Source organism: Nocardia amikacinitolerans NBRC 108937 (genome assembly GCF_001612615.1).
Classification (GTDB): Bacteria; Actinomycetota; Actinomycetes; order Mycobacteriales; family Mycobacteriaceae; genus Nocardia; species Nocardia amikacinitolerans.
In genome coordinates this window covers 195,090-209,602 of record NZ_BDAU01000004.1, presented here as the reverse complement: position 1 = coordinate 209,602, position 14,513 = coordinate 195,090, and the positions used below count along the sequence as shown (strand labels likewise).

Below are 14,513 nucleotides of genomic sequence, written 5' to 3'. Positions count from 1 at the left end.
TCGTCGTGACGGGCGGGGTCAGTTCACCTCTACCGCGAACAGATCCAATTGCAACAGCTGCGAGACGGCGACGTCCCTGGTCCGGTTCGACCAGCCGGACTGCACCTTCTGGAACCACAACGGGATCGCGGGCATATCCTGCAGGATCTGCCGCTCGGCCCGCTGGTACAGCACCCAGCCCGCGCGCTCGGCGGGTGCGGCGTCCGCGTCGGCGAGCAGGGCGTCGACCTCGGGGCTGGAGTACCCGGTGCCGTTCACCGCGGCGCCGGTGCGGAAGATCGGGTTGAGGAAGTTCTCGATGGACGGGTAGTCGGCGACCCAGCCGGAGCGGAAGATCGTCGACATGCGGCGGTCGTTGATCAGCGTCCGGAATTCGCCGAACGTGGGCACCGGCGCGTACCGGCATTCGCGGCCGAGTGCCTTGCTGATCGTCGCGCAGGCCGCGTCCATCCACACCTGGTTGGCCGAGTCGTCGTTGGAGGTCAGTTCGATCGGCCCGTTGAAGCCGGTCGATTCGAACAACTCGCGCGCCCGCTCGGGGCGGTACTCGCACAGTTCCCCGCACTGTCCGGCGACGTATCCCGGCACGGTGGACGGCACCAGCCCGTCGGCGAGGAGCTTGTCGCCGTCGAAGGCGGTGTCCACCACGTACTTCCGGTCGATCGCCATCGAAATCGCCTGCCGCAGGCGCGGGTCCGCGTACCTGGGGTCGTAGAGCGGGAAGGAGACGGACTGCACGCCGAGATAGGTGTGCGACAGATTCCGCCCGGCCAACTCGGACTTGTACCGGCCGCCGGCCAGCGCGTCGGCGGGGACGAAGTCGAGATAGTCCAGTTCGTTCGCCACCACGTCGGCGTAGGCGTCCTCGAGCGCCTTGTAGAACCGGAACTCCACGCCCTCGATGTGCGGCTTGCGCGCGCCACCGTAGGCCTCGTACCGGTGCACGACGATGTTCTCGCCCGGGGTGTGCGAGACGAAACGGAAGGGGCCGTTGCCGACGGGTGCGGCCTCGAACGCGGCTCGGTCGGCGAAGAAGCCGCTCGGCAGCGGGAAGAACGCCGCGTAGCCGAGCTGGGTCGGGAACGCCGAGAACGGGGCCGAGAGGGTGACCTCGAATCTGCGCTCGTCGAGGATCCGCAGGCCGGAGAACCGGGTCGCCGAACCATCCCGCAGCGCCTCGTAACCCTGGATGTGCGACAGGTACGTCGCGCCTTGCAGCTCGTTCGGCCCGTAGGCGGTGTAGTTCCAGGCGTCCACGAAACTCTGTGCGGTGACCGGTGTTCCGTCGTGGAAGGTCCAGCCCGGCGCCAGCGTGACGGTGTAGACGCGCGAATCGGCGGTGACGATGGACTCGGCCACCGCGTTGCGGGGTTCCGCGGTGGCGGTGTCGTATTCGACGAGCCCGGTGAACAGCGCGTTGACGATCTTGACGCTGTCGCGTTCGGTGGCATCACCCGGGATCAGCGGATTCTCCGGCTCGGTTCCGTTGTAGCTCAGAATATCTCGGTCCGCGGCGGGCTCGCCGCCGCAGGCGACGGTGAGCAACGCGGCGGACGCGACGGCGGTGATCCCCGCGGCGACGCGGAGCGCTAGTGATCTGGTCGAGGTGCTCATCTGGCCAGCTCAGCAGAGCGCGAAATTGATCGGCAGTGCTGTGCGGCAGAAACATTCAATCGACTGTCAGGCGCGATAGACCGGCCGAACGGACCCGCTGTCGACAGGTTGTCGTGCGGATCGGCGCGCGGGTTTCGGTCAACTCGCGCAGCGCATTCACTGGGTCGGAGCAATTGATACCCATCGAGACTCAGGTGGAAATGTGAGCGATCACGAAGTCGACGTCCTGGCCATCGGCGCCGGACCCGCCAACCTCGCGCTGGCTGTCGCGCTCGAGGAATCCGACGCGCCGCGACTGGCCGAGCGGACCCTGCTGCTCGAGCAGCACCCCGACGTGAAATGGCAGCGCAACCTGTTGCTCCCGTGGGCGCGCAGCCAGGTGTCGTTCCTCAAAGACCTGGTGACACTGCGCAATCCGCGCAGCCGGTTCTCCTTCCTGAACTTCCTGTACGAGCGCAGGCGCTTGGACGAGTTCGTCAATTTGGCCACCTTCAACCCCTACCGCTGGGAGCTGTCGGACTACCAGCAGTGGGTCGCGCATTCGCTGGAGCACGTCTCGGTGCGCTACGACGCCCGCGTCACCTCGATCGCGCCGCGGCGCACCGGCGACGGCAGGCTCGTCGGCTGGACGGTCACCCTCGCCGACGGCGACACCGTCGACTGCCGTGACCTGGTCGTCGGCACCGGCCGCGACGCGCACATCCCCGAGGTCTTCCGAAACCTGCCCGAGGACCGCGTGATTCACAGCACCCAGTACTGCACCAGGGTCGCGCAGCTGCCGACCGACCGGCCGATCCGCCCGGTGGTGATCGGCGGCGCGCAGAGCGCCGCGGAGATGTTCATGGCGCTGCACACCGATCTGCCGCGCAGCGCGCCGACCATCGTCATGCGGTCCATCGGCCTGCAGAACTACCAGACGAGCAAGTTCGTCAACGAGCTGTTCTTCCCGTCTTTCGTCGACGAGTTCTACCACTCCGAGGCCGACGTGCGCGGCCGCATCCTCGACGAGGTGCACCTGACCAACTACGCGGGCTTGGCTCCGCCGTTCCTCGACGAGCTCTACGCGATGCTGTACCAGCAGCGCATGCTCGGCCAGGAGCGTTCGACGGTCCGCTCGATGACCGAGGTGGCCGGCGCCCGAATGGACGGCGACGAGGTGGTGCTCGAGCTGCGCGACCGCAAGAACGGCAAGGTCGAGCCGCTGCGCTGCGACGTGGTGCTGCTCGGCACCGGGTACGAGCAGACGATGCCCGCGCTGGTCCGTGATCTCGCGGACGAGCTCGGGCTCGACGAGGTCTCGGTGAGCCGCCGCTACCGCCTCGATCTCGGCGAATCCGCTTGGGGCGCGGTGTATCTGCAGGGCGTCAACGAACAGACGCACGGCATCTCCGACACCCTGATCAGCGTGCTCGCGCACCGCTCGCAGGACATCGTCGACGACATGCTCGACCGCCGCCACGTCACCGCGGGCGCCTTCCCGGAAAGCCGCACGGCATGATCGAGATCCGCAGCCTGAACCGGGAGGGCCTGACCGAGGCCTACGGCGTCGCCTCCGAGCGTCTGCTGCCCTGGCCCGCGCTAAACGCGCCGTTCGAGGGCGCGTGGTGCGTGCTGCGTCCCGGCGACGTCTCCACCGCGCACGCCCACCACGAGTACGAGCTGTTCATCGCGATGACCGGTCGCGCCGTCCTCGAAGTGGACGGGGAGCGGCGCGAATTCGTTGCGGGCGATCTGGCCCACCTGATTCCCGGCACCACCCATCACGTGCGCAACGTCGGCGACGCCGATTTCGAGTGGTACGCGATCTGGTGGGACGCCGACCTGTCGGCCGAATTCGTCCGCAGGCATTCGAACGAAGCGGTGCCGCACGAAGATTCGGTGACATCGTGAACGGCCCCACCGTCGTCGTCTCGCCCGCGCCGACCGCCAACGGCGATCTGCACCTCGGCCATATCGCGGGCCCCTTCCTCGCCGCCGACGTCTACACCCGCTACGCACGCGCGACGGGCGCGCAGGTGCTGTTCGGCACCGGCGTGCAGGACACCTCCACCTATGTCGCCACCACCGCGCACCGGCTCGGCATCGAGCCGCAAGCACTCGTCGAACGCTCGGCCAAGGAGGTCGAGGCGACGCTGGCGGCGCTCGGCATCGCCGTCGACGCCTTCACCGGATGGGAGCGGCGCTTCACCTCCTACGTCGCCAGGGTCGTCACCGAACTGCGCGCCAAGGGGGCGCTGCGGATGCGGCCGATGCCGTTCCCGTACGCGCCGAGCACCGGCGAATACCTGGTGGACGGACACGTCGCGGGCGGCTGCCCGGTCTGCCTCGCCGACAGCTGCGCCGGCTTGTGCGAGAGCTGCGGGCACGCGGTGACCGCAGGCGAACTGCTGGATCCGCGCTCGACGCGAAACCCCGAGGAGCGGTTGGAGATTCGCGAAGCCAAGGTGCTCGTCCTCCCGCTGGAGGACTATCGCGAGCGGTTGCGCGCCCACTTCGCCGAGGCCGCGGGGCTGCTGCGCCCGCACGCGGCGCAGGTGGTCGCCGAGTTGCTCGACCGTCCGCTGCCGGACTTCCCGGTCACCTATCCGATCTCCTGGGGCATCCCGGCGCCGGAGCTGCCGGGGCAGGTGGTCAATCCGAACGCCGAGCCGGTCGCCTGGACGATGTACTGCTCGATGCTGGCGGCCGAGAACCGCGGCATGGAGCCGAGTTCGGAGGACGCGCTGTGGCGTCCCGAAGCCGCGGCGCGGGTCGTGTACTTCCTCGGCATCGACAACATCCATCCGTTCGGGATCTCGGGGCTGGCGATGCTGCTCGCCCTCGGTGACTACGCGCTGCCGAAACTGTTCCTCACCAACGAGTTCTACGAGCTGCGCCACGAGAAGTTCTCCACCAGCCGCGGACACCTGGTGTGGGGCCGGGACCTGGCGGCACAGGTTCCGCGCGACCTGATCCGCTTCCACCTGGCCTGCAACAGCCCGGAATTCCAGCGCACCAGCTTCAGCCACGACGAGCTGGTCGCGCTGACCAAGACCCGGCTGGTCGAGCCGTGGAATCGCGTGGCCGCCAAGTCCGACGACCGGGTGTGGCGCGGTGCCATGCCGGTCTCGGATCGCGGCAGGTCCGACGCGCTGCGCATGGTCGAGCGTTTCGAGGTCGCCTACGAGTTGCCCGGTTTCAGCCTGAACCGGGTCGCCGAGACGCTGACCCAGCAGCTGGCCCGGCTGGACCGCGCGCCGGTCGCCGACGGCGGCGACTTCTGCCACCAGGTGGACGTGCTGGTGCGCTGCGCCGCACCGTTGCTCGTCGATCTGGCCGAAGCGGCGCTGGCGGGTTCGGACATGCTGCCGGGGACCGCGCTGCGGGAGGTGGTGCGGCGCACCGTGATCGAGCCGGTCCGGTTGCCGCGACTGCAAGCGGTGCGAGGCTGACATGACCGACGTCGTCATCGCGGGCGCCGGTGTCACCGGCCTGATCGCGGCCGTGCGCTGCGCGCGGGCCGGGCACCGGGTCACGGTGGTGGATCGGGGCCCGATCCCGAACCCGGCGTCGAGTTCGTTCGATCACCACCGGGCCGTGCGGGCGCTGAGCCCCGGCGATCCGGGCGCGACCGCTGTCGCGGCGGCGCTGCACCGGCGTTGGCTGCGGCTGCAAGCGCTGCTCGGCGGACCCTTCTACCGGCGCATCGGGGTGGTCACCGGATGGCCCGCCGCGTCGATCGACTTCGCCGTGGCGGAGGCTCGGCGCGGCGGGTTGCCGGTGCGTGTCGTCGAGCCGAAGTCGTTGCCGCACATCGTGTTTCCTTCGGGACACTACGGACTGCTCGAGGCCGACGCGGGCGTGCTGCTCGCCGAACGGGTGCTGCACGCCGCCGCGCGCTGGTTGCGCGCCCAGCCCGCCGTCACGCTGCTGCCCTGGCGGCAGGTGGTCGAGGTGGACATCGACGCCGCCAGGCTCCGGTTGCGCGACGGCACGCGGCTGAGCGGGGATCTGGTGCTGCTGGCGACCGGGACGTGGACGGGCGAACTCGTGGACGTGCCGACCGTGCTGCACCGGCAGACCACCGTCTACCTGCGCCCGCCCGCCGACCTGGCCGCGTGGTGGGAGCAGGCGCCGAGCGCCGGGCGGATCGGCGCGGACGGCACCGGCTGGCTCATGCCGCCCGGGGCGGGCACCCTGCTCAAGCTCAGCTCCTCCCGGCTCTGCCGCACCGTGGAAGACGTCGGCACGGATGCCGAAAGCCTCTATGCGGCAAGCGAGTACGTCGATCACGTCCTCACCGACGCGCACCGGTACCGCATCGCCGCGGTCAAGCAGTGCCACTACACCGTCGACGCCGCGACCGGCGGCGCGACCCTCGCCCGGCCGGGACCCGCGGTCCTGGCCCGCGCCGCCACCGGCGGCGACGGGTTCCGCACCGCACCGCTGGTCGCCGACCACCTCGTCGAACTCGCGGCCGCCCGACCGGCCGCCTGATGCGGAAGGAAGCATCATGACCCCCACCAACGACGTGCTGCTGGTGATCGGCAGCGGACTGCGCCTGTACCGGGAGTACCTGGTGCGCTCGGTCATGGCGCGGGCGCGCTCCCGCGGCTTGGACCTCGTGCTGCTCAACAACATCGAACCCACCTGGCAGCACGCCTATTTCGACGAGATCGTGGTCGCCAACGTCTTCGACCACGCCCTGCTGGCCGCCGAGGCGCGCAAGGTCACCGCCCGCAGGCGGGTGGTCGGCGTGCTGTGCTGGGACGAGCCACTGGTCCAGCCCGCCGCCGACCTGGCCGACGAGTTCGGCGTGCCCGGCCTGACCGCCACCGGTGTGCGCGGCTGCCGCGACAAGAACCGGACCCGCTCGGTGCTCACCAACGCCGGGCTCGTGCAACCCCGTTTCGAGCTCACCGGCACCCTCGAGCAGGCGCGGGCGGCCGCCGACCGCATCGGCTACCCGGTGGTGGTGAAGCCGCAGGCGCTCGGCGCGAGCATGGGCGTGGTGCTTGCCGCCGATCGCACCGAGCTCGACGCCGCCTTCGCCACCGCCACCGGCGCGAGCACCATCGGCGACGAACCGTTCCGCGGCACCGCCATCGTCGAGGAGTTCGCGGTGGGCCCGGAGATCAGCGTCGACGCCGCGGTCTACAAGGGCGAGTACCTGCCGATGTTCCTGGCGCGCAAGCGAACCGGGTTGGAACCCTACTTCGAGGAGCTGGGTCATCTCGTCGACGCGGCCGACCCGCTGCTGGACGACGAGGCACTGATCGGCACGCTCGCCGCCGCGCACCGCGAGCTCGGGGTGGAGAACGGCATCACGCACACCGAGGTGCGGCTGACCGCGCGCGGACCGCTCATCATCGAGGTCAACGGCCGCCTCGGCGGCGATCTCATCCCGTTCCTCGGCAAGATCGCCACCGGCATCGATCCCGGTGAGGTGCTGGTCGATGTCGCCACCGGGCACCGGCCCGCGACCACCCCCACCCGCAAGGCCGCGGCGGGCATCCGCTTCGGCTACCCCGAACACGACACGCTCGTGCGCTCGGTGACGGTGCCCGAGCACGCGCCAGGTCTGGTCACCGCCGCCGCGATGGTGGAGCCCGGCGCGGAGCTGCGGCTGCCGCCCGGCGGCTACATCGCCCGCCACTCGTTCGTCGTGTGCGAGGCCGCCGACGCGCCGCGCTGCTCCGAATTGCTCAAGGCGGCAGGCGCTTCGGTCGAGCTGGTCGGCGATCCGCTGGAACCGCTCGCGCCCGGCGCCGCGTTCACCCTGCCCGCCGGACTCCTGGACGCCGACAAATGATCAACTACGACGGCCGCAGGTTCCGCAACCCGGACAGCGACGACGGGGTCGTCGCGCGCTACTACCAGCGCGGCGATCTGGTGTGGGCGTCCTTCGCGGGCGGCAAGGTGCGCCGCGGCGCGCTCAACGGCCTCTGCGACGCCGACGGGGTGCTGCACCTGGCCTACACGATGGTCCTGCACGGCGGCGACATCGTCTCGGGCTTCACCCGTTCGGAACCGGAGCCCTCCGACGGCGGGCCGCTGCGGCTGCGCGAGGAGTGGGAACGCTACGGGCCCAACGCGAGCAGCGGGATCTCCTACCTGGAGGAGATCCGATGAACCGGCTGCTGCGGCGGTTGGGAGTGCGACCGTGGGACGCGGGAGGGGACGACGTTGTCCTTCCGGCCTCCGCGCCTCTCGACCTCGAAATCGGAGCGACACTGCCCGTCAGTGCCGCCGACACCGCCAGTCTCGCGGCAGGGTCAGGGGCGGTGGACGACGTCTTTCCTTCGGCCTCCGCACTTCTCGACGTCGACCGCGAGGCTGCACTGACCGACAGCGCCGCCCACAGCCCCCGTCTCGCGGCAGGGGCAGGGGCCGTTTCCCCTTCGGCCTCCACACTTTCCGACGTCGACCGCGGGGCGGCACTGACCGACAGCGCCGCCCACCGCCCCCGCCTCGCGGCAGGGGCAGGGGCCGTTTCCCCTTCGGCCTCCACACTTTCCGACGTCGACCGCGAGGCGGCACTGACCGACAGCGCCGCCCACCGCCCCCGCCTCGCGGCAGGGGCAGGAGCCGTTTCCCCTTCGGCCTCCGCACTTTCCGACGTCCACCGCGAGGCGGCACTGACCGACAGCGCCGCCCAGGTCCCCCGCCTCGCGACGGGATCGGCCACGCCGGTGCCGACATGCCCTGACGAGCAGCGTCGAACGAATCCTGCGGTGACCGAAGACCTCGACGCCCCGCAGCAGGCGCCATGCCCACGCACCGGGCCCGACCGGCGGTGGGCGGCGATCGGACGCGGTACGCCGGACCTCGCCGCCTTCGACCGCTACGGCCGCGCGACTTCTGCGGAGGTGGTCCGATGATCGCGAGTCTGGATCGCCTCAACGCCGGGACGGTGCGCTACCCCGGCGACGACGGCTTCGCGGCGGTGAGCGTCCCGTTCAACAAGCGCTACGCCGACATTCGGCCGCGCGCGGTGCTGTCGGTCCGCGACGCCACCGACGTCGCGCGCGCCATCCGATGGGCGCGCGAGGAAGATGTGCCGCTGGTGGCGCGCGGCGGCGGGCACAGCTACGCGGGCCATTCGGTCGGCACCGGGCTGGTGCTCGACCTGAGTGGCCTCGGCGAGGTGCGGGTCGATCCGGCGAACGGTCTGGTCACCGTGGGCGGCGGCGCGACAAACGGCGCGGTGTACGCCGCGCTGCAAGAGCACGATCTCGCTGTGCCACTTGGCAATTCGAATCAGGTCGGCATCGGCGGGCTGGTACTCGGCGGCGGCGTCGCCGCGGTGTCACGCGCGTTCGGGCTCACCGCGGACGCGCTGGTGGCGACCGAGATCGTGCTGGCCGACGGCAGCACGTTGCGCTGCCACGCCCGCGAGAACGCGGACCTGTTCTGGGCCTGCCGCGGAGGCGGCGGCGGAAACCTCGGGGTGAACACCTCGTTCACGTTCCAGGCCCGCGACACCGTGCCCAGCTCGACCTGCCTGCTGCTGTGGGAATGGCGCGACGCCCGGCGGGTGCTCGCGGTCATGCAGGAGATCATGGCGGCCGCGCCCGACGAATTCGCGGCGCGCATCGGCGCGAGCCGCGCGGGCGAGGATCCCGGCGTCGTCTCCGTGATCGGCCAGCACCTCGGTCCCGCAACGGAATTGCGCGAACTGCTCGCACCCGCGCTCGCGGCCGCGACGCCCCGCCGGGTCGACATCGCGGATCGGAACTACTGGCAGGCCAAGGACTTCCTGCACCACGAGACCTCCGGCGACCCGTTCGCGGTGCGTACCCGATGCACGCCGAAACCGTTGACCGAAGCCGGGATCGATGTCGTCGTCGACGCCGTCGATCGCTGGCCGGGCAGTGCCAACCCCGACGGCGCGGGCGTCGCGCTGTTCACCTGGGGCGGCGCGATCAACCGAATCCCGGTCGGCGACACCGCTTTCCCGCACCGCGACACGCTGTTCCTCGTCTCCATGGACACCTCGTGGAGCGCGACCGACTCGGCGCGGACGATGTGGTGCAACCTCGAATGGCTCGACGGCCTCTACGCGGAGCTGGGCGGGTACGCCACCGACGCCGCCTACGTCAACTTCACCGACCCCGCCCTCACCGACCCGTCCGCCTACTACGGACCCAACCACGCCCGCCTGGCGCAGGTGAAGCACCGGTACGACCCGGACGGCTTCTTCCGCTTCCCCCAGGCGATCACCACACTCAGCAAGGAGCCCCAGGCATGACCCTCGTCGACGAACCGTCCACCACCTCGCTCGGCGCGGGCGCCGAGATCCTGGCCCGCGCCCAAGCGCTGGCGCCCCGGTTGCGCGAGCGCGCCGAGGAGATCGAGGCCGCCCGCCGCCTGCCCGCCGACATCGTCGAGCTGCTGCGCGACGCGGGCGTTTTCCGCATGGCCTTCGCCCGCGACTGGGGCGGGCCCGAGCTCAGCTCGATCGAACAGACCGAGGTGGTCGAGGCGCTGGCCTACGGTGACGCCTCGGTCGGCTGGTGCGCCATGATCGGCTCCGACACCGGCCTCTACGCCCGGTACCTCGACGAGCCGGTCGCCAAGGAGATGTTCCCGAGCCTGGACATGGTGACCGCGGGCCTGCTGTTCCCGACCGGCCGCGCCGAGCGCGTGCCCGGCGGGTTCCGGCTCAGCGGACGCTGGCAGTTCGGCAGCGGCATCACGCACGCCGACTGGGTGGTATCGGGCGCGTTCGTCGTGCGGGACGGCGAACCCGAGCGCGACGCGGCCGGCGCGCCGGATTCGCGACTGTTCATGGTGCCGCGCGCCCAGGTAGAGGTCATAGACACCTGGCACACCACGGGGCTCGCGGGCAGCGGCAGCTGCGACTACCGCATCGCCGAGGTGTTCGTGCCCGACGAGCACACGCTCGAATTCGCCTCCGTGCGCCACGGTTTCGGCCCGCTCGGCCAGCCAGAGGTGCACATGCGCAACATGCCCGCGGTGCCGTTGGGCGTGGCGAGGGCCGCGCTCGATTACGCGCGGGCCGAATCCGCCGCCAAGTCCGACGACTACCGCGTCCAGGTGACCATCGCCGAATGCGAGGCCGAACTGCACGCCGCCCGCTCGGGCGTCTACGCGGCGTTGCGCCGCCAGTGGGAGATCCTCGAGGCGGGCGGCACACTCGACGAACTCACCCCGACCGAACGCGCCGCGCTGCCGCTCTCGCGCCTGCACGCGTTCCGCACCGCCCGCACCATCGTCGGCCGCCTCTACGACCTGCGCCAGACGGCCGCGATCTACCGGCCGTCACCGCTGGACCGCTGGCTGCGCGACACCAACACCATGTGCCAGCACATCGTCGCCCAGGACCGCATCCTCCAGTCCGCGGGCGCGTACCTGATGGGCGGCACGCCCGCGTTCAAGCTCTGCCTCGGCCTGGTGAGCTGAACGTCCGGCCCGGTTCAGTCCGAAGGGCGGCGGACGAGGATCTCGAGGCGGACGAAGGTCTGGTCGTAGGTGCCGTCCGAACGGAGCAGTTCGTCGGTACCGGCGACCAGTTCGTCGACAAGGCGGTGCGCGTCGGCGGCCTCGGCCTGCCGGGTGAGGGAGACCGACGCGGTCGTGCGCAGCATGTCGGCGAGCTGGGCTCGGGTGAACGGGCGCAGCTGCGCGACCGTGCGGACGCCGTCGGCCGGGATGTCGAATCCCGTGGTCCGCAGCATGTCGAACACGATCCCGGCGTCCGGGAATGGTGCGGGCGGTCGCAGCCCGTTGGCTACGGCGATGCGCCCGAGCAGCGCCATCAGTCCCGCCATGTTGCCCGCGCCCGCGGATTCCGAGTGGAACCAACCGCCCGGTCGCAGCGTCCGATACACCGCGCCGAAGACCGCTGGATAGTCCGCGACCGCGAGCCAGTGCAGCATGGACCGGCTCACCACCAGATCCGCGACGCCCGGCTCGAGGTGCCGATCGAAGTCGGTGGCCGAGGCACGCACGAACTCCAGGTTCGGCGCCGAATACCGGTCCGCGGCCGCGAGCATGGACGGGTCCTCGTCCACGCCGATCACGCGCCCGCGCGGCACCGACTCCGCGAGCACGGCGGTGAACTCCCCGCTACCGCACCCCAGATCGACGACGGTGTCCTCGGCCTCGGGACGAATCCGCGTCAGGAACCACTCGTCCACCGCACGGTGGTGCGCCGAAGTCTCCGCGTACTCCGCACCGAGCCACCGTGACCGCCGCTCGCCCGTCATTCCCCGATCCTACGACCGGGCGGCGGGTCCGATCAGCGCTTGGACTCGCAGGCGATGCCGTCGCCGTCGCGGTCCAGGTGCTCGGCGTAGCCCGGTTCGCCCTCGTAGAGCGGGGCTTCGCCCGCTTCGCGGACGGCGGCGCAGTTCTTGTAGTACGGCTCCGAGTTGGCCGTACCCGCGGCGGCGGAGCCCAGCGCGACCAGGGCGGCGGCGGCGAAGAACGTGCTGGCGAGGCGTCGGGCGAACTGCACCGAGTCGACCCCCTTCGATCCTGGGCATGGGCTCGGAAGCGCTGCCCGACACTGCTTTTCGTCTCCAATCGGACGACTCGGACATATTGCCAGGCGGTAGCACCGGTGCGCAACACGCCCATGTCAGACCGTCGGCTCCGCCTCCGGCACGTCCTTTTCGACGATTCTCTCGGCGTCGACGAGTCCTTCCTCGGTGAGTTCGAGCCGCCGGGTGACCCCGATGTCGTCGAGGAAGCGCGGGTCGTGGCTGACCACGATCAGCGCGCCCTCGAATCCGGCCAGCGCCTGGGTGAGGTGACGCAGGCTGGGCAGATCGAGGTTGTTGGTCGGCTCGTCGAGCAACAACAGTTTCGGCGCGGGCTCGGCGAGCAGCAGCATGGCGAGGGCGGCGCGCAGCCGCTCGCCTCCCGACAGCGCGCCCGCCGCCACGTCGGCGTCGCCGCCGCGAAACAGGAAGCGCGCCAAGTGGGCTCGGATGCGCAGCGGCGTCGCCTCCGGTGCGGCGGCGGACACGTTCTCGAACACCGAACGACTCGCGTCGAACACGTCCAGCCGCTGCGGCAGCATCCGCCACGGCACCTTCGGCGGCGCTTGCGCGATCCGGCGCAGCAGCGTCGACTTGCCGACGCCGTTGCGCCCGGTCAGCGCGATCCGCTCCGGACCCGACACCCGCAGCGTGACCGTCGGCCCGCAGGCCAGCGTCACCTCGTCCAACGCGAGCACCTCCTGCCCCGGGTAGAGCCGGGTGTCGGGCAGCTCGATGCGAATCTCCTTGTCGTCGCGGACCAGTTCCTCCGCCTGCTTGAGCTGTTCCTTGGCGGTGTCGAGCCGCTCGATGTGGGTGTTGCGCAGCTTGCCCGCCGACACCTGCGCCGCCCGCTTACGCGCCCCGGCAAGGATTTTCGGCATGTTCTCGGCCTGCTTCTTGCCGTAGCGCTGCCTGCGGTCCAGCTTGACGCGCGTCTCGACCAGTTCCTGCGCCTGCCTGCGCACATCGTTGCGCGCCTCGCGCACCGCGGACCGCGCCGCCTGTTGTTCGGCGTCGACCATGCGCTCGTAATCGCTGTAGTTCCCGCCGAACAGCCGCAGCTCACCGGCCCGCAACTCCGCGATGGCGTCCATCCCTTCGAGCAGTTCGCGATCGTGACTCACCGTGAGCACCGTGCCGGAGAACTGTCCGATCACCTCGTAGAGGCGTTCGCGCGCAACGTGATCCAGGTTGTTGGTCGGCTCGTCGAGCAGCAACACGTCGGGCTCGGCGAGCAATTCGGCGACCAGCCCGAGCAGGACGGTCTCGCCGCCGGAGAGGGTGTCCAGCCCGCGGTCGAGCCCCTCGGCCGAATCGGCGACGTAGTGCAGCCCGAGCCTGCCGAGCAGCGCGACGGCGCGCTCCTCGACATCCCATGCGGCGCCGACGGTCTCGAAATCGCGCTCGTCGCCCGCACCGGATTCGATGCGGTGCAGCGCTTTTCGCACCGAGACGATGCCGAGCACCGCGTCGACCCGCTGACCGTCGGCGAGCCCGAGATCCTGGCGCAGGTAGCCGAGATGCCCCGACACCGTGACCGAGCCGCGCGCCGGTGTCAGCTCACCCGCGATCAGGCGCAGCAGCGTGGATTTCCCGGCGCCGTTGACGCCGACGAGGCCGATGTGCCCGGCCGGGAACACCGCGCCGAGGCCTTCGAATACGGGAGTGCCGTCCGGCCAGGAAAAGGTGAGATCGGAAAGAGACAGAAAGGTCATGCGGAACCCCTGAGGTGCGACGGAAACGCGGCGCGCGAAGGCGGGCCGCCCGAAGGCGCTACCTCAAAGAATCAACGCATACTCCGATCGACGGGAACAAGACCGCTCCAGGTTAGCCACACAGCCGCTGATCGCGCCAGTGCAATTTCGCTCACACCCGCCACGATCACGGCACCTACCTGCCGCGAATCATTCTGCCGCCGCGATGAAATCGCCCACCAGCATCGTCCCCGGCCCGCGCCGCGCACCGGGTCCCGGCTCCCACCGCACCGTCTCGGCGGTGAGCGGTTCTCCGCATTCCTCGCACACCACCACGCCCGAGGCGTGCCGCCCGCACGTGCGATGGACCGAGACCACCGGCGGCCCCTCAGTCCCCGCGCTCCACTTGTCCCCCCAGGCGATCAGTGTGGCCAGCACCGGGTACAACTCGCGTCCCTTGGCGGTGAGCAGGTACTCGCGCCGGACCGGATTCGTCTGGTAGACCCGCGATTCGACGATGCCGCGCGCCCGCAGCGTGTCCAGCCGGGCGGCGAGCACGTTCGAGGCGATGCCGAGATCACGCCGGATGTCCTCGAAGCGGGTCATTCCCACGAACAGGTCGCGCAGGATCAGCGGCGTCCACCGCTCCCCCACCGCGTCCAGCGTGCGGGCGATCGAGCAGACGATCTCGGAAAGGTCAGCCTTGGCCACCGCT

14 protein-coding genes are annotated in these 14,513 nt (G+C 70.5%); 9 read left to right on the top strand and 5 right to left on the bottom strand.

Translation table 11 applies throughout. From position 1 onward, the window contains the following. Nucleotides 1–18 precede the first annotated feature (18 nt). Complete coding sequence (locus tag NAM01S_RS04985; RefSeq protein ID WP_084482461.1) at nucleotides 19–1,614, bottom strand: peptide ABC transporter substrate-binding protein; 1,596 nt, start codon at nucleotides 1,612–1,614, stop codon at nucleotides 19–21. A gap of 202 nt (nucleotides 1,615–1,816) precedes the next feature. Between NAM01S_RS04985 and NAM01S_RS04980 the strand changes: the two genes are divergently transcribed. Genes NAM01S_RS04980 through NAM01S_RS04940 form a run of 9 tightly spaced genes read left to right on the top strand, consistent with a single transcriptional unit; the run spans nucleotide 1,817 to nucleotide 11,019 of the window. Continuing rightward, on the top strand, nucleotides 1,817–3,112 hold the full coding sequence (locus NAM01S_RS04980) for a lysine N(6)-hydroxylase/L-ornithine N(5)-oxygenase family protein (protein WP_067779899.1): 1,296 nt from the start codon (nucleotides 1,817–1,819) through the stop codon (nucleotides 3,110–3,112). Further along, entirely contained in the window at nucleotides 3,109–3,504 is a 396-nt protein-coding gene (locus tag NAM01S_RS04975) for a cupin domain-containing protein (RefSeq protein ID WP_218018337.1), read from the top strand. The genes NAM01S_RS04980 and NAM01S_RS04975 overlap by 4 nt, the downstream gene beginning before the upstream one ends. Continuing rightward, entirely contained in the window at nucleotides 3,501–5,045 is a 1,545-nt protein-coding gene (locus NAM01S_RS04970) for a class I tRNA ligase family protein (RefSeq protein ID WP_067779896.1), read from the top strand. Before NAM01S_RS04975 ends, NAM01S_RS04970 begins: the two co-directional genes overlap by 4 nt. A gap of 1 nt (nucleotide 5,046) precedes the next feature. Continuing rightward, nucleotides 5,047–6,090, top strand: coding sequence for an NAD(P)/FAD-dependent oxidoreductase (locus NAM01S_RS04965; RefSeq protein ID WP_067779892.1), 1,044 nt, complete (start codon nucleotides 5,047–5,049; stop codon nucleotides 6,088–6,090). 16 nt (nucleotides 6,091–6,106) lie between these two features. Further along, the gene (locus tag NAM01S_RS04960) at nucleotides 6,107–7,405 is read left to right on the top strand and encodes an ATP-grasp domain-containing protein (RefSeq protein WP_067779890.1); all 1,299 of its coding nucleotides are present in this window, start codon (nucleotides 6,107–6,109) and stop codon (nucleotides 7,403–7,405) included. Then, on the top strand, nucleotides 7,402–7,725 hold the full coding sequence (locus NAM01S_RS04955) for an avidin-fold protein (protein ID WP_067779887.1): 324 nt from the start codon (nucleotides 7,402–7,404) through the stop codon (nucleotides 7,723–7,725). Before NAM01S_RS04960 ends, NAM01S_RS04955 begins: the two co-directional genes overlap by 4 nt. After that, nucleotides 7,722–8,474: a hypothetical protein gene (locus tag NAM01S_RS04950; protein ID WP_157107593.1), complete on the top strand. Its 753-nt coding sequence runs from the start codon at nucleotides 7,722–7,724 to the stop codon at nucleotides 8,472–8,474. Before NAM01S_RS04955 ends, NAM01S_RS04950 begins: the two co-directional genes overlap by 4 nt. After that, nucleotides 8,471–9,844 (top strand): FAD-binding oxidoreductase, encoded by a 1,374-nt coding sequence (locus tag NAM01S_RS04945; RefSeq protein WP_084482459.1) that lies wholly within the window; start codon nucleotides 8,471–8,473, stop codon nucleotides 9,842–9,844. Before NAM01S_RS04950 ends, NAM01S_RS04945 begins: the two co-directional genes overlap by 4 nt. Beyond that, on the top strand, nucleotides 9,841–11,019 hold the full coding sequence (locus NAM01S_RS04940) for an acyl-CoA dehydrogenase family protein (RefSeq protein WP_067779881.1): 1,179 nt from the start codon (nucleotides 9,841–9,843) through the stop codon (nucleotides 11,017–11,019). The genes NAM01S_RS04945 and NAM01S_RS04940 overlap by 4 nt, the downstream gene beginning before the upstream one ends. Before the next feature lie 14 nt (nucleotides 11,020–11,033). Here the strand turns inward: NAM01S_RS04940 and NAM01S_RS04935 are convergent, their stop codons facing one another. From NAM01S_RS04935 to NAM01S_RS04920, 4 genes are all read right to left on the bottom strand, one after another. After that, on the bottom strand, nucleotides 11,034–11,825 hold the full coding sequence (locus NAM01S_RS04935) for a class I SAM-dependent methyltransferase (RefSeq protein ID WP_067779878.1): 792 nt from the start codon (nucleotides 11,823–11,825) through the stop codon (nucleotides 11,034–11,036). Between the two features lie 32 nt (nucleotides 11,826–11,857). Continuing rightward, nucleotides 11,858–12,076 carry an excalibur calcium-binding domain-containing protein gene (locus NAM01S_RS04930; RefSeq protein WP_067779875.1) on the bottom strand — a complete coding sequence of 73 codons (219 nt, stop codon included), beginning with the start codon at nucleotides 12,074–12,076 and terminating at the stop codon, nucleotides 11,858–11,860. Between the two features lie 123 nt (nucleotides 12,077–12,199). After that, nucleotides 12,200–13,819 carry an ABC-F family ATP-binding cassette domain-containing protein gene (locus tag NAM01S_RS04925; protein WP_067779872.1) on the bottom strand — a complete coding sequence of 540 codons (1,620 nt, stop codon included), beginning with the start codon at nucleotides 13,817–13,819 and terminating at the stop codon, nucleotides 12,200–12,202. A 189-nt stretch (nucleotides 13,820–14,008) separates the two neighbouring features. Then, nucleotides 14,009–14,509, bottom strand: a complete 501-nt coding sequence (locus NAM01S_RS04920; protein WP_253798281.1) for a winged helix-turn-helix transcriptional regulator — start codon at nucleotides 14,507–14,509, stop codon at nucleotides 14,009–14,011. Nucleotides 14,510–14,513: the final 4 nt, after the last annotated feature.

Bases quoted from the DNA above. Each gene is read 5' to 3' on its own strand.
- NAM01S_RS04985 (WP_084482461.1), bottom strand. From the start codon at position 1,614: ATGAGCACCTCGACCAGATCACTAGCGCTCCGCGTCGCCGCGGGGATC.
- NAM01S_RS04975 (WP_218018337.1), top strand. From the start codon at position 3,109: ATGATCGAGATCCGCAGCCTGAACCGGGAGGGCCTGACCGAGGCCTAC.
- NAM01S_RS04965 (WP_067779892.1), top strand. From the start codon at position 5,047: ATGACCGACGTCGTCATCGCGGGCGCCGGTGTCACCGGCCTGATCGCG.
- NAM01S_RS04960 (WP_067779890.1), top strand. From the start codon at position 6,107: ATGACCCCCACCAACGACGTGCTGCTGGTGATCGGCAGCGGACTGCGC.
- NAM01S_RS04955 (WP_067779887.1), top strand. From the start codon at position 7,402: ATGATCAACTACGACGGCCGCAGGTTCCGCAACCCGGACAGCGACGAC.
- NAM01S_RS04950 (WP_157107593.1), top strand. From the start codon at position 7,722: ATGAACCGGCTGCTGCGGCGGTTGGGAGTGCGACCGTGGGACGCGGGA.
- NAM01S_RS04945 (WP_084482459.1), top strand. From the start codon at position 8,471: ATGATCGCGAGTCTGGATCGCCTCAACGCCGGGACGGTGCGCTACCCC.
- NAM01S_RS04940 (WP_067779881.1), top strand. From the start codon at position 9,841: ATGACCCTCGTCGACGAACCGTCCACCACCTCGCTCGGCGCGGGCGCC.
- NAM01S_RS04935 (WP_067779878.1), bottom strand. From the start codon at position 11,825: ATGACGGGCGAGCGGCGGTCACGGTGGCTCGGTGCGGAGTACGCGGAG.
- NAM01S_RS04925 (WP_067779872.1), bottom strand. From the start codon at position 13,819: ATGACCTTTCTGTCTCTTTCCGATCTCACCTTTTCCTGGCCGGACGGC.